The organism is Pseudomonas sp. AE27 (genome assembly GCF_037113495.1).
GTDB classification, from domain to species: Bacteria; Pseudomonadota; Gammaproteobacteria; order Pseudomonadales; family Pseudomonadaceae; genus Aquipseudomonas; species Aquipseudomonas palmensis.
Window position 1 is genome coordinate 5092854 of the sequence record NZ_CP146966.1, and the last position, 20689, is coordinate 5113542.

Genomic DNA, 20689 nt, shown 5'->3' on the forward strand with positions numbered 1-20689 from the left:
GGAACTTGTTTCGCGGTTCCCGGTCAATGGTGGCAGTGCCTGATGGCACAATTCAGTGAGTCGGAGGTTTTTTCGTATGACCACTTCGTTGCAACCTGCCTATGCCTTGGTCCCGGGTGCGAACCTGGAGGCCTATGTGCACACGGTCAACAGCATTCCATTGCTGACGCCCGAGCAGGAGCGTGAACTGGCCGAGAGTCTCTATTATGAGCAGGATCTGGGGGCGGCTCGGCAGATGGTGCTCGCCCACCTGCGTTTTGTCGTACATATCGCGCGTAGCTATTCGGGCTACGGGCTGGCCCAGGCCGACCTGATTCAGGAAGGCAACGTTGGCCTGATGAAAGCGGTCAAGCGTTTCAACCCCGAAATGGGTGTGCGTCTGGTGTCCTTTGCCGTGCACTGGATCAAGGCCGAAATTCACGAATTCATCCTGCGCAACTGGCGCATCGTCAAGGTCGCGACCACCAAGGCGCAGCGCAAGCTGTTCTTCAACCTGCGCAGCCAGAAGAAGCGTCTGGCCTGGCTGAACAACGATGAAGTGCATCGTGTGGCCGAAAGCCTGGGGGTGGAGCCGCGTGAAGTGCGCGAGATGGAAAGCCGCCTGACCGGTCAGGACATGGCCTTCGACCCGGCCAGCGAGGCGGACGACGACAGCGCGTTCCAGTCGCCGGCCAACTACCTCGAAGACCACCGTTACGACCCGGCGCGTCAGCTGGAGGATGCGGACTGGAGCGACAGCTCCTCGAACAACCTGCACGAGGCGCTGCAAGGCCTGGACGACCGTAGCCGCGACATCCTGTACCAGCGCTGGCTGGCCGAAGAGAAGGCCACCCTGCATGACCTGGCGGCCAAGTACAGCGTGTCGGCCGAGCGTATCCGGCAGCTGGAGAAGAATGCGATGAACAAGGTGAAAGCCCTGATCGCTGCCTGATCTGCGGGACCCTGAGGGCCCCTTCACCGGCAAGGCCGGCTCCTACAACAATCCCTGTAGGAGCCGGCCTTGCCGGCGAAGGGGCCCTCTTTGTTTCAGTTGGCCCAGGGCGCCTTGCGCGGCTCATCCAGTTGCACCAGGTAGCCGCTGCCGCCCAGCTGGCTCATCTGCTGACGGATCCACGCCGCCCGTCGCGCCACATAGCTGCTGGGCCGGCTTGCGCTCCAGTTGCGCGGGCTGGGCAGCACCGCCGCCAGAAGGCTGGCCTGCTGGCGCGTCAGCTTGCTCGCATCGGTACCGAAGTGATGGCGCGCCGCTGCCTGGGCGCCGAACACGCCGTCATCCCACTCGGCGCTGTTGAGGTACACCTCCAGAATGCGCTCCTTGGACCACAGCAGCTCGATCAGTGCGGTAAACCATGCCTCCAGCCCTTTGCGCAGCCAACTGCGGCCGGCCCACAGGAACTGGTTCTTGGCCACCTGCTGACTCAGTGTGCTGGCGCCGCGAAGCGTGCCGCCACGCTCGTTGTGTGCCAGTGCGGCCTGGATGGCATTGAAGTCGAAACCCCAGTGCCCGGCGAACTTCTGGTCCTCGCCGGCAATCACCGCCACCTTCAGTTCATCGGAAATCTCGCCCCATGGGCGCCAGTCCCGTTGCAGGTCGATGGGCTGGCCGTCGACCCACGATTCCACCTTGCGCTCGACCATCAGCATGGTGCCCGGCGGCGGTACCCAGCGAAACAGCAGCACCAGCAACACGCTGGCAACGGCGAACCAGAGCAGGGCGCGGGTGAGGCGGCGGATCAGGGATGAAAGCATAGAGATGGCTTGGCCGAACCGAATGAGCGGGCCATTATACAGACCCTGTGCCCCCAAGGAGTCTTGCGCATGCTTCGCAGCTTTCTGTTGCTCGCCGCCTTTTTCGGCTTTACCGGCGTGGCCCTCGGTGCCTTCGCCGCCCATGGCCTCAAGGGCCGCCTGAGCCAGGAGTACCTGGCGATCTTCCATACCGGCGTCACCTACCAACTGGTGCACGCCCTGGCCCTGCTGGGCGTGGCAGTGCTCTGGGCGCACTTGCCCGGGCGACTCACGGCCTGGGCCGGTGGTCTGTTCTGCCTGGGCATCGTGCTGTTTTCCGGTAGCCTGTACCTGTTGACCCTTAGTGGCATCGGCAAGCTCGGCATCATCACCCCTTTTGGCGGCCTGGCCTTCCTTGGCGGCTGGCTGTGCCTGGGCCTGGCGGCCTGGCGCCTGGGTTGACCCGCGGGTCCGGATCGAGACGAATGGCGCCGCTTGGCCTTGGGTTCAGCCCCGGATAGGGGCTAGAATGCGGGCCCCTAAAAACAATGGCGGCCGTGCGCATGCGCATTCAACTGAACGGTGAACCTTTCGAATTGCCCGACGGCGAAAGCGTCGCGGCCCTGCTGACCCGGCTCGACCTCGCAGGTCGCCGGGTAGCGGTGGAGCTGAACCTGGACATCGTGCCGCGCAGCCAGCACGACGCCACCGCCCTGCGCGAAGGCGACCAGGTCGAGGTGGTTCACGCCATCGGCGGCGGCTAGGCCCACGCGCTTCACCTGCAAGTCCCTCAACCTTCAAGAGGATTACCGATGAGCAATGTTCGTAGCGACAAGCCCTTCACGCTGGCCGGTCGTACCTTCCAGTCGCGCCTGCTGGTCGGTACCGGCAAGTACCGCGACATGGAAGAAACCCGCCTGGCCATCGAGGCCTCGGGTGCCGAGATCGTCACCGTCGCCGTGCGCCGCACCAACCTGGGCCAGAACCCGGGCGAGCCGAACCTGCTCGACGTGCTGCCACCGGACCGCTACACCATCCTGCCGAACACCGCCGGCTGCTACGACGCGGTCGAGGCCGTGCGCACCTGCCGCCTGGCCCGCGAACTGCTCGACGGGCACAACCTGGTCAAGCTCGAAGTGCTGGCCGACCAGAAGACGCTGTTCCCCAACGTGATCGAAACCATCAAGGCCGCCGAAGTGCTGGTCAAGGACGGTTTCGACGTGATGGTCTACACCAGCGACGACCCGATCATCGCGCGTCAGCTGGCCGAAATCGGCTGCATCGCGGTCATGCCGCTGGCAGGCCTGATCGGTACGGGCCTGGGCATCTGCAACCCGTACAACCTGCGCATCATTCTCGAGGAATCGAAAGTGCCGGTGCTGGTCGATGCCGGTGTGGGTACCGCGTCGGACGCCACCATTGCCATGGAAATGGGCTGCGAGGCAGTGCTGATGAATTCCGCCATCGCCCATGCCGAACAACCGGTGATGATGGCCGAAGCCATGAAGCACGCCATCGTGGCAGGCCGCCTGGCCTACCTGGCCGGCCGCATGCCGAAAAAACTCTATGCCAGCGCCTCGTCGCCGCTGGATGGTCTGATCAAGTAAGAGCCCCTGATGACTGAATCGCAAGAATCGCCGATCACCGCCGAAGGCGAAGAACGCCAACACCGCCGCATCAAGAGTTTCGTGATGCGTGCCGGGCGCATGACCGAAGGCCAGCAGCGCGGCCTGGACCAGGGCGCGCCGCTGTTCGTGCTGCCACTGGCCGACAGCCCGGTGGATTACGACCAGGTGTTCGGCCGTTCGGCGCCGCGCACCCTGGAGATCGGCTTCGGCATGGGCCATTCCCTGCTGGAGATGGCTGCCGCCGCGCCCGAGCAGGACTTCATCGGTGTCGAAGTGCACCGCCCGGGCGTGGGCGCGCTGCTCAATGGCGTGCTGACCCAGGGCCTGCAGAACCTGCGGGTGTATGACTGCGATGCCATCGAAGTGCTGAACAAGTGCGTGGCCGACAACAGCCTGGACCGCCTGATGCTGTTCTTCCCGGACCCGTGGCACAAGAGCCGTCACCACAAGCGTCGCATCGTGCAGCCGGAATTTGCCGAGCTGGTGCGCAGCAAGCTGAAGGTGGGCGGCGTGTTCCACATGGCGACCGACTGGGAACCGTACGCCGAGTACATGCTGGAAGTGATGAATGTCGCGCCGGGGTACAGGAACCTGGCCGAAGACGGCAAGTGCGTACCTCGCCCTGCCGAGCGTCCGATCACCAAGTTCGAACGCCGTGGCGAGCGCCTGGGGCATGGGGTGTGGGATCTGAAGTTCGAGAAGCTGGCTTAAGACCGCATCACGGCCATTCGCCGGCAAGGCCGGCTCCTACAGATTCAGCGAGATCCTGTAGGAGCCAGCCTTGCTGGCGATGCTTCTAGCGGCGGTCTGCGACCACGCCAAGCAACACCAGCACCACCAGCAGCACCGGCGCCAGTGCATAGTTGTTGAACTGGCTCAGCCCGCGTACCACCCACGGCGTGGCATAGATCAACGCCGCACCACTGCCGATCAGCACCAGCAGGGCCATGAACGGCACGCGCAACGCACCTGCCAGCCCACCCAGGCGCTGTTCGACCCAGCCCTTGATGTCGGTGCCGAACAACACCAGCAAACAGCCTACAAGCGCCAGAGAGATCTCCGACAGGTTACTGCGGCTCCAGCGGGAGACGGTCGAGAGCAGGTCGAGTACCAGGTCCATTCGCTATCCTTAGGTCAAGAAATACTGCAGCAGGTCGTTGAGAAACAGCTGGCCCCGCGGTGTCGCCACCAGCCGCGTCGGTTCGACCTGCAAAAGGCCCTTTTGTTCGGCCTCACGGCGCGCCGCCGCCAGTCGTTCCAGCGGCAGGCCGGTACGCTGCGCGAACAGCGCGGCCTCCACGCCCTCGGTCAGGCGCAGGGCGTTCATCAGGAACTCGAACGGCAGTTCGTCCACCGCCAGCAGCTTGTCGCCCGCCTTGAACGCCTTGGCCGGGTTCAGGTAGTCCTTGGGCAGCCGGGTTTTCCAGGTGCGCACGATGCGCCCGTCCGGGTGGCTGAGCTTGCCGTGGGCACCGGCGCCGATGCCGATGAAGTCGCCAAAGCTCCAGTAGTTGAGGTTGTGCCGCGCCGGGCGCCCGGGCTGGGCGTAGGCCGACACTTCGTACTGGCGGTAGCCGTGCTCGGCCATCAGCGCCTGCCCGGCCTCCTGGATATCCCACAGGATGTCGTCCTCGGGCAGCAGCGGCGGCTGGTTCCAGAACACCGTGTTCGGCTCCAGGGTCAACTGGTACCACGACAGGTGGGTAGGGTTGAGCGCGATGGCCTGGCGCAGGTCGCCCAGCGCATCGTCCAGCGACTGGTCGGGCAGGCCGTGCATCAGGTCCAGGTTGAAGTTGTCGAACCCCGCCGCACGCGCCATGCCGGCCGCACGCACCGCCTCGTCACCGTTGTGGATGCGCCCCAGCGCCTGGAGCTTGGCCTGCTGGAAGCTCTGCACGCCGATCGACAGGCGATTGATGCCCAGTTGCCGGTAGGCCTTGAACTTCTCCTGCTCGAAGGTCCCGGGGTTGGCCTCCAGGGTGATCTCGATGTCGGCGGCGAACGGGATGCGTTGCTCCACGCCCGCCAGCAGGCGGCCCAGCGCACGGGCGCTGAACAGGCTCGGGGTACCGCCGCCAAAGAAGATCGAGCTGATCGGTCGCCCGTACACCGCGCCCAGCTCCTGGTCGAGGTCGGCGAGCAGGGCGTCGACGTAGGCTTCTTCCGGCAGCTGCGGGGTGGCGGCATGGGAGTTGAAGTCGCAGTACGGGCATTTGCGCACGCACCACGGGATATGGATGTACAGCGACAGCGGCGGCAGCTGCGCGAGTGCCGCCCGTGGTGCGTTGGAGCTGAAGCCAGCCTCGCCCAGGTGCAGTGGCTGTGCCGGCGTGCGGTCGGTCATTGCAGGCCCAGGCGCTGACGCAGCAGGCTCATGGCGCGGGCGCGGTGGCTGATCTGGTTCTTGTCGGCGGGGCTCAGCTCGGCGCTGGAGCAGTCGCGCTCCGGTACCCAGAACAGCGGGTCGTAGCCAAAGCCGTGGGCACCGCTGGCCTGGTGCAGGATGCGCCCATGCCACAGGCCCTCGCACAGGATCGGCAGCGGGTCGTCGGCATGGCGTACCAGCGCCAGCACGCACACGAACTGCGCGCCGCGCTCGGCGTCCGGCACGTCCTTGAGTACCTCGAGCAACTTGGCGTTGTTCGCCGCGTCGCCCTGGCCATCGGCGTAGCGCGCCGAGTAGATGCCCGGCGCACCACCGAGAAAGTCCACTGCCAGGCCCGAGTCGTCGGCCAGGGCCGGCAGCCCGGAGATACGTGCGGCATTGCGCGCCTTGAGGATGGCGTTCTCGACGAACGACAGGCCGGTTTCCTCCGGCTCGACGCTGCTGAATTCGCCAATCGAACGCAGTTGCACGGTGTCACCGAGCATGGCCTGCAGTTCCTTGAGTTTGCCGGCGTTGTGGCTGGCCAATACGAGTTGCTGGATGTTCATCATTCGCCTGGGAAGAGCTCTTGGTTGAAACTGATGGTCTCGGTCTTGCCACCAATTGCAACATTGATCGTGAAGGTGCGGGTTTCCTGCTGCTCCACCGGGAACTGGGCGATGTAGTAGATCGCGCCCTGTTCGGTGATCTGCTTGAAGCTGAGCGGCACCGTGCGGCTGCTCAGGTCCTTGACGCTGCCGCTGACCTGGGTCACCTGCGGCTTGCCGGCCTTGATCACCGACACGTTGATCACGCCCTGGTTCTTGCTGCGCACCAGTTGCGCCGCCTTGGCGATGTCCGGCTGCAGGAAGGTGGAGATGAAGGTGCTGTAGTGCACCGTGGTGTCACCGAAGACTTCCTTGCGCTCGCCCTTGATCGCATCGGCAGCAAGCGCCGTCGTGCTCAGGCAGGCAACCAGTAAAAAGCTCAACAAGCGACCCATGATCTGTCTCCTCCAGTGTGGGTTGTTCAAACCGCGACCTTGTGTTCCTGCAGGCCCGGGCTGCTGACACGGTAAATGCCGATCTCCCCTAGAAGATTAGGCCATAGCTTGCTCGCCCACCCATGCCGGTGCATATGGTCGACCGCCAGGCGGTCGAGCACCTGGGCGCGACGTTCGCTGCACAGCGCCTCGAAATCCTCGAAGGTGCAGAAGTGGATGTTCGGCGTGTTGTACCAGGTATACGGCATGAAGTCCGACACTGGCATGCGACCCTTGGTCGCCAGGTACCAGCGGCAGCGCCAGTGGCCGAAGTTGGGGAAGGTGATGATGCACTGGCGGCCCACGCGCAGCATTTCGTCGAGGATCCGGTCGGGGTACTCCACGGCCTGCAGGGCCTGGGTCATGACCACCACGTCGAAGCTGTTGCTGGCGAAGTTGCCCAGGCCCTTGTCCAGGTCCTGCTCGATGACGTTGACGCCCTTGGCCACGCACTGGGCGATGTTGTCGGGGTCGATTTCCAGGCCGTAGCCGGCCACCTGCTTGGTGTCACGCAGCGAGGCGAGCAGCTCGCCAGTACCGCAACCGAGGTCGAGTACCCGGCTGCCGGCGGGGATCCAGTCTTGGATGATTTCCAGGTCGGCTCTCATGGGGTCCTCAGCAGACGATGCGGTTCATGTAGTTCGTGAATCCCGTGATGTAGCGCGGGGTCGGGATCAGGAAGGCATCGTGGCCATACGGCGAGTCGATATCCAGGTAGCACACGTTCTTGCGCGCGGCGATCAGCGCATCGACGATCTCCCGCGAGCGCGCCGGCGAGAAACGCCAGTCGGTGGTGAACGACATCACGCAGTAGTCGGCGGTGACGTGGGCCAGGGTCGCGGCCAGGTCGCCGCCGTGGCTGGCGGCGGGGTCGAAGTAGTCCAGCGCCTTGGTCATCAGCAGGTAGGTGTTGGCATCGAAACGCCCGGAGAACTCCTCGCCCTGGTAGCGCAGGTAGCTCTCGACCTGGAACTCGACGCTGTGAAAGTCGTAGTTGAGCTTGTCGCTCTTGAGCTCGCGGCCGAATTTCTCGCCCATCGAGTCATCCGACAGGTAGGTGATGTGCCCGACCATGCGCGCCAGCATCAGCCCGCGCTTGGGGATCACGCCTTCGGCCTGGAACGAGCCGCCGTGGAACTCGGGGTCGGTGAGGATGGCCTGGCGCGCCACTTCGTTGAAGGCGATGTTCTGCGCCGACAGCTTGGGTGCCGAGGCGATGTCCAGGCAGTGGCGCACGCGGTCGGGGTAGGTGATGGTCCATTGCAGCGCCTGCATGCCGCCCAGGCTGCCGCCCACCACGGCGGCCCACTGGCCGATGCCCAGGCGATCGGCCAGGCGCGCCTGGCTGTGCACCCAGTCTTCCACGGTGAGTACCGGGAAGTCGGCGCCGTAGGGCTGGCCGGTGGCCGGGTTGACGCTGCTGGGGCCGGTGCTGCCGTTGCAGCCGCCGAGATTGTTCAGGCTGACCACGAAGAAGCGGTTGGTATCGATCGGCTTGCCCGGCCCGATGCAGCTGTCCCACCAGCCCGGCTTGCGGTCGTCGGGGCTGTGGTAGCCGGCGGCATGGTGATGCCCGGACAGGGCATGGCAGATCAGCACGGCATTGCTGGCCGCGCTGTTGAGGGTACCGTAGGTTTCAAAGACCAGCTCGTAGCTGGCCAGCGAGCGACCGCAGGCCAGGGCCAGGGGCTCATCGAATCGCGCCAGTTGCGGTACTACCAGACCGACCGAATCTTCGGGAAAGACAGTGGACATCGACCCTGCTCACGCTTGAATGAGGCGTAAGTCTAAAGACCGCCACCCCCAGCGGCAAGCAACATGGCGCGGCTTGCGGCCGGGGGTGGTGCGGGTCAGATCATGCGGAACAGTTCCTGCGGCATTCCGGCGTAGGCGGCCAGCGGCGGCATCACGAACGACTGGATCACCTGGATCGCCAGGAAGGCGAAGATCGGCGAAATATCCAGGCCTCCGAGGTTGGGCACCAGCTTGCGAAACGGTGCCAGCACCGGCTCGCTGATCTGGTAGGCCAGCTCGGCGGCGGGGTTGTGGCTGCCGGGGGCGATCCACGACACGATCACCATCACGATCATCGCGACCCAGAAGATCTTCAGGAACAGCGAGGTGACGCCGATGACGGCCCACATCAGCAGGTGCGGGATGTCGCCGAAGGTGCCGTAGGTGACCATCAGCACGAACGCCATCAGCAGCGCCTGGATCACGATCGACAGGATCAGCGACGAGGTGTCCAGCCCGAACACGCTGGGGATGACGCGCCGGATCGGCTTGAGCAGCGGCTGGGTGGCGCGCACCGCGAACTGGCTGAGCGGGTTGTAGAAGTTGGCCTTGACCAGCTGCAGCACGAAGCGCAGCAGCACGATGACCAGGTACAGGCTGACCAGTGTTTGCACCACGAAGATCGCGGCGCCCGAAAGTGCATTCATGCAGAGCTCCTTAGTTGCCCAGTTGTTCGGCCATTTCGGCCGAGCGGTGCGCCGCGGCGCCCAGTGCTTTTTCTACCAGCGCCTCGAACCCGTTGGCCTGGAACGACTTGATCGCCGCCTCGGTGGTGCCATTGGGGGAGGTGACGCGCCGGCGCAGTTCGCTGGCCTCGACATCGCTGGCCACGGCCATGTGCGCCGCGCCCAGGGCGGTTTGCAGGGTCAGCCGGGAGGCGACGTCGCGGGGCAGGCCGAGTTTTTCGCCGGCTGCGGTCATCGCCTCGATCAGCAGGAAGAAGTACGCCGGGCCGCTACCGGATACCGCGGTCACTGCATCCAGTTGCTGTTCGCTGTCGACCCACAGGGCCACGCCCACTGCCGAGAGCAGTTGCTCGGCTTCGGCGCGTTGTTCGGCCGATACCTGCTCGGTGGCGTACAGGCCGCTGACGCCCTGGCGCAGCAGCGCCGGGGTGTTGGGCATGCAGCGTACCAGCGGCTGCTCGCCCAGCCAGTTGCGCAGGCTGGCGCAGGTGATGCCGGCGGCGATCGACACCACCAGCTGGTTGGGCTTGAGGCTTGGCTTGAGCGCCTGGCACACCGCCTTCATGGCTTGCGGCTTGACCGCGATCAGCACCACGTCGGCGCCATCGACGGCCTGGGCGTTGTCTTCGAACAGCTGGATGCCGTGTTCGGCGTGCACCCTGGCGCGCGTCTCGGCACCCGGGTCGCTGGCGCGGATCTGCGCGGCGTCCACACCCTGGGCGCGCAAGCCGCCGATCAGGCTGGCGGCCATGTTGCCGGCGCCGATGAAGGCAATTCGGGTCTTGCTCATGTCAGGTCCTTGGTTGAAGAAGGTGAACGATGCATGGGTCAGGCCTGGCCGTAGTCGCGGGCACCGAACAGGGCGGTGCCGATGCGCACCCAGGTCGCGCCCTGGGTAATCGCTGCTTCCAGGTCGTGGCTCATGCCCATCGACAGGGTGTCCAGGCCCAGGTTCAGGCTGTCCTGCAATTGGCGTACACGGGCGAATGCCGCCGCCTGGGCGGCCGGGTCGTCGGTGGGTTCGGGAATCGCCATCAGGCCGCGCAGCTTCAGGTGCGGCAGCGCCGCGATGGCCTGGGCCAGCGCCGGCAGCTCGTCGGGGTTGCAGCCCGATTTGCTGGCCTCGCCGCTGACGTTGACCTGCACGCACACATTCAGTGCGGGCAGCCCGGCAGGGCGTTGTTCGCTGAGGCGTTGTGCGATTTTCAGTCGGTCCACCGAATGTACCCAGTCGAAGTGCTCGGCGATTGCTCGCGTCTTGTTCGATTGAATGGGGCCGATGAAGTGCCAGGTCAAGGGCAGGTCGGTCAATTCGAGCTGCTTGGCCAGGGCTTCCTGCAAGTAGTTTTCGCCCACGTCGCGCACGCCGGCCGCATACACTTCGTGTATCGCGGCAGCCGGCTTGGTCTTGCTCACGGCCAGCAGGCGGACCTGCCCGGGGTCACGCCCGGCGGCCTGTGCAGCGCTGCGGATGCGGTCGGCAAGCGTGGAAAGGTTGTCTGCTATGGTGGACATGGATCAACGCCAGCGGCTGTTCGGGTCTGCGGCATTCTACCTGCTTGGCGATGTTTGGGGAGTGTTATGGACATGACCGGGCTGATGGCCCTGGCGCTCAGGGAAGGCGCCTCCGATCTGCACCTGGCGGCCGGCAGTGCGCCGATGATCCGCCGTGACGGGCAGATGCAGCCGCTGGGGCCGGCGGCGTTGAGCAGCGACAACCTGCATGCCCTGCTGGCGCAGCTCATGAGCCCACAGCAGCAGGAGGACTTCGCCAGGCTGCAGGACCTGGACTTTGCCGTGGCCGTGCCCGGGCTGGGGCGCTTTCGGGTCAACGCCTTCGTGCAGGTGCGCGGGCCGGCGGCGGTACTGCGCCTGATACCCGACCAGGTGCCGACGCTGGCGAGCCTGCAGCTGCCGGAGGTGTTTCGTCGCATTGCAGAGTCGCCGGCCGGGCTGGTGCTGGTGACCGGCCCCACCGGCTCAGGCAAGTCGTCCACCCTGGCGGCGCTGGTCGATCACCTCAACCGCGAGCGCGCCGTGCATATCCTGACCCTGGAAGACCCGCTCGAATTTATCCACAGCCCGCTGCGCAGCCAGCTCAGCCAGCGTGAGATGGGGCGTCACAGCCAGGGGTTTGCCCAGGCGCTGCGGGCTGCGCTGCGCCAGGACCCGGACGTGATCATGCTTGGCGAGCTGCGCGACCTGGAGACGATCCGCCTGGCCCTGACCGCCGCCGAGACCGGCCACCTGGTGCTGGCGACCCTGCACACCGCCTCGGCGGCCAAGGCCATCGACCGGCTGGTGGACGTGTTTGCCGCGCAGGAGAAGGCCCTGGTACGCACCATGCTCGCCGACACCTTGCAGGCGGTGGTGGCCCAGGTGCTGGTGCCCAGGGTGCAAGGCGGGCGAGTGGCCGCGCACGAGATCCTGCTGGCCACGCCGGCGGTGCGCAACCTGATTCGCGAGGGGAAGGTGGCGCAGCTGTATTCGGCCATGCAGACCGGCGCGGCGTTGGGCATGCAGACCCTGGACAGCAGCCTGCAGGGCCTGGTGAGGCGGGGAGTCGTCAGCCTGGAAACGGCCAGGGCGAACGCGCGTTCGCCCGATCAGGTCTAGCGTTTGGCCAGGCGCAGCTGGGTTTGCGGCTGCTCCTTGGGCAGTACGCGCTTGGCGACCACGTAGTGGCTCTGCCAGTAGGGCTTGTTCAGGGTGTCGATGCTGACCCGCTTGCCGCGCCGTGGCGCGTGGATGAAGCGGTCGTTGCCCAGGTAGATGGCCACGTGGTTGACGCGGCGACTCTTGATGTTGAAGAACAGCAGGTCGCCGGGCTTGAGGTCCTTGCGGTCGACTTTCACGCCGTGGCCGCTGGCCATGGCGTTGGAGGTACGCGGCAGGTCGACCTCGTCGATGTCGTTGAAGGCGTACTTGACCAGCCCGCTGCAGTCGAAGCCCTTGCTCGGGCTGCTGCCGCCCCAGCGGTACGGAGTGCCCAGCACGTTCACCGCGCGGCTGAGCACATCGCTGCTCTGCTTGGCCGGCATCGAGGCGACCTGGCGGGTGGTCTTGGCGACCTTGGAAGAGGCGGCGCCGGACGAGGTGACCTTGGCGTGGGCGCCCTTGGTCGAGCGTACGGCTGCGGTGCTGGTGGTGTGCACGTTGAAGCCGTTGGGAAGACGTTGCTCACGGTTGGTGGCGTGGGCGGCCAGTGGCAATAAAAGGCAAACAGTCAGCCATGTCTTGAAAAAAGGTCGCATGGGCAGGGCTCTTGTTGGTTAAGCGCGCAACTTTATAACAGCTTTTTGATCGAATTCTGGTCCGTTGGTCGATTGCAGAGGCGCCATACGTCGGCTGAGCACATAAAAGTCACATTTTTTCTTAGAAAATTTCTCTCTAAACCGTGGAGGCTATGAATGAACAGTTATCAGCAACAGGCGCAGCCCCAGGACACCCACAGCAAGGTCCTCGGCTACCTGCTGTGGATCTTCGGTTTTACCGGGTCGCACCGTTTCTACTACGGCAGGCCGGTGACCGGCACCATCTGGTTCTGCACCCTGGGCCTGCTCGGTATCGGCTGGCTGATCGACCTGTTCCTGATCCCGAAGATGGACAGCGAGGCCGACCTGCGCTTTCACGCCGGCCCGCTGGACTACAGCCTGGCCTGGATCCTGCTGACCTTCCTGGGGATATTCGGCGTGCACCGCATGTACCAGGGCAAGTGGATCAGCGGCGTGATCTATGCCTTTACCGGCGGGCTGTTTCTGCTGGGGGTGCTGTACGACTTCTGGACGCTGAACACCCAGGTATCGCTCAAGAACGTGCAGGCGCGGGCCTGAAAGCAGGCGGCCCGCTGCTGCGGGCCGCCGAACATCGGGGTTACTGGCGTATCTGGCGCTGTTGCAGCAGCAGGTTGTTGAAGCCGCTGCCGGCCAGTTGCTTCTGCGCCACGGTCAGCTGTTCGCGATTGCTGAACGGGCCGACCAGCACGCGGTACCAGGTCTCTTCCTTCACCGTACCGGACTCCACCTTCACCGCCTGGCCGAGCAGGATGATCTGCGCACGCACCTTGTCGGCATCGGCCTCTTTGCGGAACGAGCCCGCCTGCAGGTAGAACTGCGTGGTAGCGGCCGGCTTGATCACCGGCGGTGCCGGTGGCGGGGTCTGCCCCAGCAGCGCGGCCTGGGCGCGGGCGGTGTCGATCTTGGCCGCCTCGGCCGGGGTCACCGGTGGCTGCGCCGGTACCGGCGGGGTTTTCTCCGGCACGGCTTCGGGCGGCACGATCACTTCCGACTCGGGCAACAGTGTGTAGAAATCGTACTTGGGCTTGACCGGCTGCTGCGGGCTCGGCGCGGTCTTGTTCGCCTCGGCGATCTTCTCGGCCTTCTGCTGGGCTTCAGGCTTGGTGCGCTTGACCTCGTCGCGGCTGGGCTCGAGTTTCATCAGGAACACGATGAACGCACCGACCGTGAGGCCGATGGCCAGCCACATCCAGCCCGGTATCGGTTGCTTGGCCGGGGCCTGGTAGCGGCTGGCGCCGCGCTTGGGAGCAGGTTTTTTCTTGGCAGCCAACTTACATGCGCTCCAGGGTTTCCAGGCCAAGCAGCTCCAGGCCCTGCTTGAGGGTGCGACCGGTCAGGGCGGCCAGGCGCAGGCGGCTCTGCTGCTGTTCGGGTGTTTCTGCGGCGAGGATCGGGCAGTTCTCGTAGAAGCTGGAGAACAGGCCGGCCACGTCGTAGAGGTAGCTGCACAGTACGTGCGGGGTACCTTTTTCGGCGACGTTGTTCAGGATTTCGCCGAACTGCGCCAGGCGCGCGGCCAGGTCCTGTTCCTGCGGTGCCTGCAAGCGGATCTCGCCTTCGACCTGGTCGAAGCCCTTGCCCAGCTTGCGGAACACGCCGGCCACGCGGGTGTAGGCGTACAGCAGGTACGGCGCGGTGTTGCCTTCGAAGTTGAGCATCAGCTCGAAGTTGAAGCTGTAGTCGCTGGTACGGTGCTTGGACAGGTCGGCGTACTTGACCGCGCCGATGCCCACCACCTTGGCGATGGCGCGCAGTTCTTCTTCAGGCAGCTGCGGGTTCTTCTCCTTGACCAGGGCGTAGGCACGCTCCTTGGCTTCGTTGAGCAGGTCGATCAGCTTCACGGTGCCGCCGTCGCGGGTCTTGAACGGGCGGCCGTCGGCGCCGTTCATGGTGCCGAAGCCCATGTGCTCCATGTCCATCGGGTGGGTCACGAAGCCGGCCTTGCGGGCCACCGCGAACACCTGCTGGAAGTGCAGGGCCTGGCGCTGGTCGACGAAGTACAGGGCGCGGTCGGCCTTGAGCACGCCGCTGCGGTAGCGAACGGCGGCCAGGTCGGTGGTGGCGTACAGGTAGCCGCCGTCGGCCTTGACGATGATCACCGGCAGCGGCTCGCCCTCGGCGTTCTTGAACTCGTCGAGGAACACGCACTGGGCGCCGTTGCTTTCCACCAGCATGCCCTTGGCCTTGAGGTCCTCGACCACATTGGCCAGGTCGTCGTTGTAGGCGCTTTCGCCCATCACGTCGGCCATGGTCAGCTTGACGTTGAGCAGCTCGTAGGTCTTCTGGCAGTGCGACAGCGAGATGTCCTTGAAGCGGGTCCACAGCTTCAGGCACTCGGGGTCGCCGGCCTGCAGCTTGACCACCAGGCCACGGGCGCGGTCGGCGAACTCGCTGGACTCGTCGAACCGCTTCTTGGCGGCGCGGTAGAAGTTCTCCAGGTCCGACAGCTCTTCGCTGGTGATCGGGTTCTCTTCCAGGTACGCCATCAGCATGCCGAACTGGGTACCCCAGTCGCCCACGTGGTTCTGGCGTACCACATCGTCACCGAGAAACTCCAGCACACGGGCCACGGCGTCGCCGATGATGGTCGAGCGCAGGTGGCCGACGTGCATTTCCTTGGCCAGGTTGGGCGCCGACATGTCGATCACGACCTTCTGCGTGGCGCCGGCCTTGTGCACGCCGAGCCTGGCGTCGGCCAGTGCGGCATCCAGGCGCGAGGCCAGGGCCTGGGTGTTCTGGAAGAAGTTGAGGAAGCCCGGGCCTGCGATCTCCACCTTGCTGACCTGCGGGTCGGCGGGCAGGGCGGCGATGAGTTTCTCGGCCAGGTCGCGCGGCTTGAGGCCGGCGGGCTTGGCCAGCATCATCGCGATGTTGCTGGCGAAATCGCCGTGGGTCTTGTCCCGGGCGTTTTCCACCTGGATCGCCGGCGTCAGCCCGTCAGGCAGCACACCGTCGTTGACGAGTTGGGTGAGGGCTTGCTGGATCAGCTGGCGAATGGTGTCTTTCATGGGCTTCTCTTTCGACCGCAAGCGCGGCGGCGCCTGGATGCGCAGGTGGAAAAACTGGGTATTATCCGTTGCCGGGGCGAGGTTGCCAACCTTTAGGGCCCTTTGGCCGACAATGCAGGCTCTGCAGAGGGCCAGGGCTCATCAAACCTGTAGGAGCCGGCGTTGCCGGCGAAGCGGTCAGTACAGGTCGACCGGGTCCACATCCAGCGACCAGCGCACCTGTCGCCCGCTCGGCATCTGCTCCAACACTAACAGCCAGGCGCTCATCAGACGATGCAAGGATGCCCTTGCATTGGCCTGCAACAACAATTGCGCACGAAAACGTCCCGCCCGTCGCTCCATCGGCGCCGGCACCGGGCCCAGCAGCTCGATGCCGTGCAGGTCGTGCTCTGCCAGCAACTGCTCGGCGGCGCTGCAGGCCTCGTCGAGAAAGCTCTCGGCCTGCCCCGGCTTGTGCGCCTCGGCGCGCAGCAGCGCCAGGTGCGCGAAGGGCGGCAGGCCGGCGGCGCGGCGCTCGCTCAGGGCCTGTTCGGCAAACGCGAAATAGCCCTGCTCGGTAAGCTGTACCAATAGAGGATGGTCGGCCAGGTGCGTCTGGATGATCACCTTGCCTGGCTCCTCTGCACGCCCGGCACGCCCTGCCACCTGCACGATCAGTTGGGCCATGCGCTCGCTGGCGCGAAAATCCCCGGAGAACAGCCCGCCATCGGCATCCAGGATCGCCACCAGGGTGACCCGCGGAAAGTGGTGCCCCTTGGCCAGCATCTGGGTGCCGACCAGGATGCACGGCTCGCCGCGCTGCACTGTGGCGAACAGCTGGTTCATCGCGTCCTTGCGCGAGGTGCTGTCGCGGTCCACGCGCAGCACCGGGACATCCGGAAACAGAATGCTCAGGCGCTCTTCGGCGCGCTCGGTGCCTGCGCCTACCGGGCGCAGGTCCACATGGTTGCACTGCGGGCACTGGCGCGGTACGCGCTCGTCATAGCCGCAGTGGTGGCAGCGCAGTTCGCCGGAGCGCTGATGCACGGTCATGCGCGCATCGCAGCGCGGGCATTCCGACAGCCAGCCGCAGTCGTGGCACAGCAGCGTGGGGGCAAAGCCGCGACGGTTGAGGAACACCAGCACCTGCTGGCCGGCGGCCAGGGTCTGGCCGATGGCCTGTTGCATCGGCCCGCTGATGCCGCTGTCCAGCGGCCGGCTCTTGACGTCCAGGCGCAGGAAGCGCGGCGCCTTGGCGCCACCGGCGCGGTGGTTCATGCGCAGCAGGCCGTAACGACCGGAGTAGGCGTTGTGCAGGCTTTCCAGCGATGGCGTGGCCGAGCCTAGCAGGATCGGGATGTGCTCCTGGTGCGCGCGCACCAGGGCCAGGTCGCGGGCGTGATAGCGCAGGCCTTCCTGCTGCTTGTAGGAGCCGTCGTGCTCCTCGTCGATGATGATCAGGCCCGGGTTCTTCATGGGCGTGAACAGCGCCGAGCGGGTACCGATGATGATGTCGGCCTCGCCATCACGGGCCGCCAGCCAGGCTTTGAGGCGTTCGCGGTCGTTGACTGCCGAATGCAGCAGGGCAATGCGCGCATTGAAGCGCTGCTCGAAGCGCGCCAGGGTCTGCGGCCCGAGGTTGATCTCCGGAATCAGGATCAGCGCCTGCTTGCCGGCCTCCAGGGTCTCGCGGATCAGTTGCAGGTAGACCTCGGTCTTGCCGCTGCCGGTGACCCCGGCCAACAGAAAGGCATGGAAGCTGCCGAACCCTGCCTGCACCGCATGAAACGCCGCCTTCTGTTCATCGTTGAGCGGCAGTTCGGGCTGTGCCAGCCAGTGTTCGTGGCGCGCCGGCGGGGCATGCCGGCGTACCTCCACCTGCACCAGCTCCTTGGCCAGCAGCAGGTCGAGGCTGTCCTTGCTCAGTTTGAGCTTGCTCAGCAGGCCGTGGGCCACGCCGTGCGGATGCTGCGCCAGGGTGGCCAGGGCATCGCGCTGGCGCGGTGCGCGGGCGATGCGCGGGTCGTCGTGGCGCGCCCCCGGGGCCACCTGCCAGAAGCGTTCCTGGTGCGCTTCGGCCGGCTCGCCCTGGCGCAGCAGCACCGGCAGCGCCCAGCTCAGGGTGTCGCCCAGGCTGTGCTGATAGTACTGCGCGGTCCACACGCACAGCTTGAACAGGGCTGGCGGTATCGGCGATACCGGGTCAAGCAGGGCGATGGCGGGCTTGAGTTTGTCGGCGGGCACCTCGCTGTGCTCGCACACCTCCACCAGGATGCCGATCATCTCGCGGCGCCCGAACGGCACGCGCAGGCGCATGCCGGGGGTGAATGCGGTGTGCGCCATGCTTGCCGGGGCCCTGTAGTCGAACAACCGCCGCAGGGGCGAGGGCAAGGCAAGGCGAAGGATGACGTCGGACACGCGCAGGGTCTCTGAAGGGCAATTCGGTAGCCGCCGAGCCTAGCAGACGACAGTCGGTACAAGCGACAACTTGCGCTGATGGCATGCTCTGGTATTATTCGCCGCCTAATTACGTGCGGTATTCAACAATGGTGTTGGGTGGCGGCACGCAGTCGAGGAAGTGACCATGAAACCAGAAATTCATCCGAATTATGAAGCAGTCGCAGTCACCTGCAGCTGCGGCAATGTGTTCCAGACCCGTTCGACCCTGTGCGCCCCACTGGCCACCGACGTCTGCAACGAGTGCCACCCGTTCTACACCGGTAAGCAGAAAGTGCTGGACACCGGCGGCCGCGTACAGAAGTTCGCCGACCGTTTCGGCATGTTCGGTGCCAAGAAGTAAGACGGCGCGAAGCTGGCCCCATGGGCTTGGCAATGCTGTTGAAGAAGGCGTCCCTGGTGGGCGCCTTTTTTGTGGCCGCGATCTGGCAGTTGCCGGCGCAGGCGCTGTGTACGCTGCCGGCCGACCTCCAGGGCGGGGTGCAGAGCGTTGCGGTACGCCAGGTGATCGACGGCGATACCTTGCGTCTGAATGATGGGCGCAATGTGCGCCTGATCGGCATCAATGCTCCCGAGATCGGGCGCAAGGGGCGGCCCAGCGAGCCCTATGCGGTGGCCGCGCGCCAGCGTTTGCAGGCCCTGGTCAAGGCCAGTGGCGGGCGGGTCGAGCTGCTGCCGGGTACAGAGCCGCGCGACAAATACAAGCGCACCCTGGCCCATGTGTTCGACCGCTCTGGTCACAATCTGGAAGAACAACTGCTGGGCGAGGGTCTGGGTTATCGCATCGCGGTAGCGCCCAACATCGCCCTGCGCGACTGCCATCAACAGGCTGAACAGGCCGCCCGCAGCGCCCGCGCGGGGCTGTGGGGCCAGCCGCCGGTGATCGCGCCGGGGCACCTGCGCCAGGCCGGCTTTGCGCTGGTCGCTGGCCAGGTTCAGTCGGTCGAGCACAGCGGTGGCGCCATCTGGATCGAGTTGGGCCATTCGCTGGTGCTTCAGGTGCCGGCCAGGTTGTCGCGCAACTTTGCGCCTGATTTCACCGACGGCCTCGAAGGCCGGCGCGTCGAAGCCCGCGGTTGGGTGCTGGATCGTTCCCGCAAGGGCGGGCTCAAGCCGGGTCAGGCGCGCTGGATGCTGCCACTCACCGACCCGACGATGCTGGAAAGACAATAAAGATAATAAATTGTGAACATTTTAAAAATGGATTGTACACACTGAAAGCCTTGCGGGCTGCGGCTCTTGGCTTAAAGTCGTAGGCTAAAGGCCTTGACACAAGTGACCGGGCAGTCTTGTCGGCCCATTGCTCTTTGCGTATCCTCGGCGGTCCGTCAGAACAGTAAAAGCGGAATGCCCATCATGTCAGATTTGAAAACTGCCGCTCTCGAATACCATGCTCAGCCTCGTCCGGGGAAACTGAGCGTAGAGCTCACCAAACCGACCGCGACTGCTCGCGACCTGGCGCTGGCCTACAGCCCGGGTGTTGCCGAGCCAGTACGTGAAATCGCCCGTGACCCGGAGCTGGCCTACCAGTACACCGGCAAGGGCAACCTGGTAGCAGTCATTTCCGACGGCACCGCCATCCTCGGCCTGGGCAACCTGGGCCCACTGGCGTCCAAGCCGGTGATGGAAGGCAAGGGTGTTCTGTTCAAGCGTTTCGCCGGTATCGACGTGTTCGACATCGAAGTCGATGCCGAAAGCCCGCAGGCCTTCATCGACACCGTCAAGCGCATCTCGATCACCTTCGGCGGCATCAACCTGGAAGACATCAAGGCACCCGAGTGCTTCGAGATCGAGCGCGCGCTGATCGAGCAGTGCGACATCCCGGTGTTCCACGATGACCAGCACGGCACCGCGATCGTGACCGCGGCCGGCATGATCAACGCCCTGGAAATCGCGGGCAAGACCCTCGCCGATGCCAAGATCGTCTGCCTGGGCGCCGGTGCTGCGGCCATCTCCTGCATGAAGCTGCTGGTGAGCATGGGCGCTAAGATCGAAAACATCTTCATGGTCGACCGTACCGGCGTGATCCACGCTGGCCGTGACGACCTGAACCAGTACAAGGCGGTGTTCGCCCACGCTACCGACAAGCGCAGCCTGGCCGATGCCCTGGAAGGCGCTGACGTGTTCGTCGGCCTGTCCGGTCCGAACCTGCTGAGCCCTGAAGGCCTCAAGTCGATGGCACCGAACCCGATCGTGTTCGCCTGCTCGAACCCGGACCCGGAAATCTCGCCGGAGCTGGCCCACGCCACCCGCAGCGACGTGATCATGGCCACCGGTCGTTCCGACTACCCGAACCAGGTCAACAACGTACTGGGCTTCCCGTTCATCTTCCGTGGTGCCCTGGACGTTCGCGCCAAGCGCATCAACGAAGAGATGAAGATCGCTGCCGCCAACGCCCTGAAAGACCTGGCCAAGCTGCCGGTGCCCAAGGAAGTCTGCGCTGCCTACGGCGTCGACGCGCTGGAATTCGGTCGTGAGTACATCATTCCAAAGCCGATGGACGCACGCCTGATCACCGTGGTTTCCGATGCCGTGGCCAAGGCTGCGATCGAAAGCGGTGTGGCGACCCTGCCGTATCCGAAGAACTACCCGCTCAAGAGCGTGGATGACGTGTTCAACGGCTGAGCCGTTGTAGCGTTGTAGCAAAAAGCCCCGGCTCGCGAGAGTCGGGGCTTTTTGTTTGGGGCTGGTAATTGTGCTGGCGAA

23 protein-coding genes and 1 pseudogene are annotated in these 20689 nt (G+C 65.1%); 10 read left to right on the forward strand and 14 right to left on the reverse strand.

Annotation, left to right across the window (positions count from 1 at the left end):
* Nucleotides 1–76: 76 nt before the first annotated feature.
* Nucleotides 77–931 (forward strand): RNA polymerase sigma factor RpoH, encoded by an 855-nt coding sequence (gene rpoH, locus V9K84_RS23385; RefSeq protein WP_043860124.1) that lies wholly within the window; start codon nt 77–79, stop codon nt 929–931.
* Nucleotides 932–1026: 95 nt separating this feature from the next.
* Here rpoH and mtgA read toward each other — a convergent pair.
* Nucleotides 1027–1784, reverse strand: a pseudogene (gene mtgA / locus V9K84_RS23390) (monofunctional biosynthetic peptidoglycan transglycosylase).
* A gap of 34 nt (nt 1785–1818) precedes the next feature.
* Here mtgA and V9K84_RS23395 point away from each other — a divergent pair.
* The 4 genes from V9K84_RS23395 to trmB all read left to right on the forward strand — a co-directional run bounded on the left by V9K84_RS23395 (nt 1819) and on the right by trmB (nt 4067).
* On the forward strand, nt 1819–2190 hold the full coding sequence (locus tag V9K84_RS23395; protein ID WP_043860126.1) for a DUF423 domain-containing protein: 372 nt from the start codon (nt 1819–1821) through the stop codon (nt 2188–2190).
* 101 nt (nt 2191–2291) lie between these two features.
* Nucleotides 2292–2492 carry a sulfur carrier protein ThiS gene (gene thiS, locus V9K84_RS23400; RefSeq protein ID WP_043860147.1) on the forward strand — a complete coding sequence of 67 codons (201 nt, stop codon included), beginning with the start codon at nt 2292–2294 and terminating at the stop codon, nt 2490–2492.
* 48 nt (nt 2493–2540) lie between these two features.
* Nucleotides 2541–3335 (forward strand): thiazole synthase, encoded by a 795-nt coding sequence (locus V9K84_RS23405; RefSeq protein ID WP_043860127.1) that lies wholly within the window; start codon nt 2541–2543, stop codon nt 3333–3335.
* A gap of 9 nt (nt 3336–3344) precedes the next feature.
* Nucleotides 3345–4067: a tRNA (guanosine(46)-N7)-methyltransferase TrmB gene (trmB, locus tag V9K84_RS23410; RefSeq protein WP_043860128.1), complete on the forward strand. Its 723-nt coding sequence runs from the start codon at nt 3345–3347 to the stop codon at nt 4065–4067.
* Between the two features lie 85 nt (nt 4068–4152).
* Here the strand turns inward: trmB and V9K84_RS23415 are convergent, their stop codons facing one another.
* The 9 genes from V9K84_RS23415 to V9K84_RS23455 form a co-directional block, all read right to left on the reverse strand.
* A complete protein-coding gene (locus tag V9K84_RS23415) occupies nt 4153–4476 on the reverse strand; it encodes a DUF3392 family protein (RefSeq protein ID WP_043860129.1) in 324 nt (107 codons plus the stop codon).
* A 9-nt stretch (nt 4477–4485) separates the two neighbouring features.
* Nucleotides 4486–5700, reverse strand: coding sequence for a radical SAM family heme chaperone HemW (gene hemW, locus V9K84_RS23420; RefSeq protein ID WP_088514646.1), 1215 nt, complete (start codon nt 5698–5700; stop codon nt 4486–4488).
* Entirely contained in the window at nt 5697–6293 is a 597-nt protein-coding gene (gene rdgB, locus V9K84_RS23425) for an RdgB/HAM1 family non-canonical purine NTP pyrophosphatase (RefSeq protein WP_043860131.1), read from the reverse strand. The genes hemW and rdgB overlap by 4 nt, the downstream gene beginning before the upstream one ends.
* Nucleotides 6290–6724, reverse strand: coding sequence for a DUF4426 domain-containing protein (locus V9K84_RS23430; RefSeq protein WP_043860132.1), 435 nt, complete (start codon nt 6722–6724; stop codon nt 6290–6292). The genes rdgB and V9K84_RS23430 overlap by 4 nt, the downstream gene beginning before the upstream one ends.
* Before the next feature lie 26 nt (nt 6725–6750).
* Nucleotides 6751–7371: a methionine biosynthesis protein MetW gene (metW, locus tag V9K84_RS23435; protein WP_043860133.1), complete on the reverse strand. Its 621-nt coding sequence runs from the start codon at nt 7369–7371 to the stop codon at nt 6751–6753.
* 7 nt (nt 7372–7378) lie between these two features.
* Entirely contained in the window at nt 7379–8518 is a 1140-nt protein-coding gene (locus V9K84_RS23440; RefSeq protein ID WP_043860134.1) for a homoserine O-acetyltransferase, read from the reverse strand.
* A 95-nt stretch (nt 8519–8613) separates the two neighbouring features.
* Nucleotides 8614–9204 (reverse strand): YggT family protein, encoded by a 591-nt coding sequence (locus V9K84_RS23445; protein ID WP_054915542.1) that lies wholly within the window; start codon nt 9202–9204, stop codon nt 8614–8616.
* Nucleotides 9205–9214: 10 nt separating this feature from the next.
* On the reverse strand, nt 9215–10033 hold the full coding sequence (proC, locus tag V9K84_RS23450; RefSeq protein WP_043860136.1) for a pyrroline-5-carboxylate reductase: 819 nt from the start codon (nt 10031–10033) through the stop codon (nt 9215–9217).
* A 38-nt stretch (nt 10034–10071) separates the two neighbouring features.
* Complete coding sequence (locus V9K84_RS23455) at nt 10072–10758, reverse strand: YggS family pyridoxal phosphate-dependent enzyme (protein ID WP_088514647.1); 687 nt, start codon at nt 10756–10758, stop codon at nt 10072–10074.
* Nucleotides 10759–10824: 66 nt separating this feature from the next.
* Between V9K84_RS23455 and V9K84_RS23460 the strand changes: the two genes are divergently transcribed.
* Nucleotides 10825–11859, forward strand: a complete 1035-nt coding sequence (locus V9K84_RS23460) for a type IV pilus twitching motility protein PilT (protein WP_088514648.1) — start codon at nt 10825–10827, stop codon at nt 11857–11859.
* Here the strand turns inward: V9K84_RS23460 and V9K84_RS23465 are convergent.
* Nucleotides 11856–12497, reverse strand: coding sequence for a C40 family peptidase (locus V9K84_RS23465; RefSeq protein WP_088514649.1), 642 nt, complete (start codon nt 12495–12497; stop codon nt 11856–11858). The two genes, V9K84_RS23460 and V9K84_RS23465, sit on opposite strands and share 4 nt — an antisense overlap.
* A gap of 156 nt (nt 12498–12653) precedes the next feature.
* Between V9K84_RS23465 and V9K84_RS23470 the strand changes: the two genes are divergently transcribed.
* Nucleotides 12654–13076, forward strand: a complete 423-nt coding sequence (locus V9K84_RS23470; RefSeq protein ID WP_043860140.1) for a TM2 domain-containing protein — start codon at nt 12654–12656, stop codon at nt 13074–13076.
* A gap of 40 nt (nt 13077–13116) precedes the next feature.
* Here V9K84_RS23470 and V9K84_RS23475 read toward each other — a convergent pair whose 3' ends face one another.
* From V9K84_RS23475 to V9K84_RS23485, 3 genes are all read right to left on the reverse strand, one after another.
* Nucleotides 13117–13809, reverse strand: coding sequence for an SPOR domain-containing protein (locus V9K84_RS23475; protein WP_043860141.1), 693 nt, complete (start codon nt 13807–13809; stop codon nt 13117–13119).
* A 1-nt stretch (nt 13810) separates the two neighbouring features.
* Entirely contained in the window at nt 13811–15547 is a 1737-nt protein-coding gene (gene argS, locus V9K84_RS23480) for an arginine--tRNA ligase (RefSeq protein WP_043860142.1), read from the reverse strand.
* 177 nt (nt 15548–15724) lie between these two features.
* Complete coding sequence (locus tag V9K84_RS23485) at nt 15725–17944, reverse strand: primosomal protein N' (protein ID WP_078481693.1); 2220 nt, start codon at nt 17942–17944, stop codon at nt 15725–15727.
* 166 nt (nt 17945–18110) lie between these two features.
* On the opposite strand from V9K84_RS23485, the gene rpmE reads away from it, so the two are divergent.
* The 3 genes from rpmE to V9K84_RS23500 all read left to right on the forward strand — a co-directional run bounded on the left by rpmE (nt 18111) and on the right by V9K84_RS23500 (nt 20608).
* Nucleotides 18111–18326 carry a 50S ribosomal protein L31 gene (gene rpmE / locus V9K84_RS23490; protein ID WP_043860144.1) on the forward strand — a complete coding sequence of 72 codons (216 nt, stop codon included), beginning with the start codon at nt 18111–18113 and terminating at the stop codon, nt 18324–18326.
* A gap of 32 nt (nt 18327–18358) precedes the next feature.
* A complete protein-coding gene (locus tag V9K84_RS23495) occupies nt 18359–19156 on the forward strand; it encodes a thermonuclease family protein (RefSeq protein WP_256582815.1) in 798 nt (265 codons plus the stop codon).
* Nucleotides 19157–19339: 183 nt separating this feature from the next.
* Nucleotides 19340–20608 (forward strand): malic enzyme-like NAD(P)-binding protein, encoded by a 1269-nt coding sequence (locus tag V9K84_RS23500; RefSeq protein WP_043860148.1) that lies wholly within the window; start codon nt 19340–19342, stop codon nt 20606–20608.
* The last annotated feature ends 81 nt before the right edge of the window (nt 20609–20689 follow it).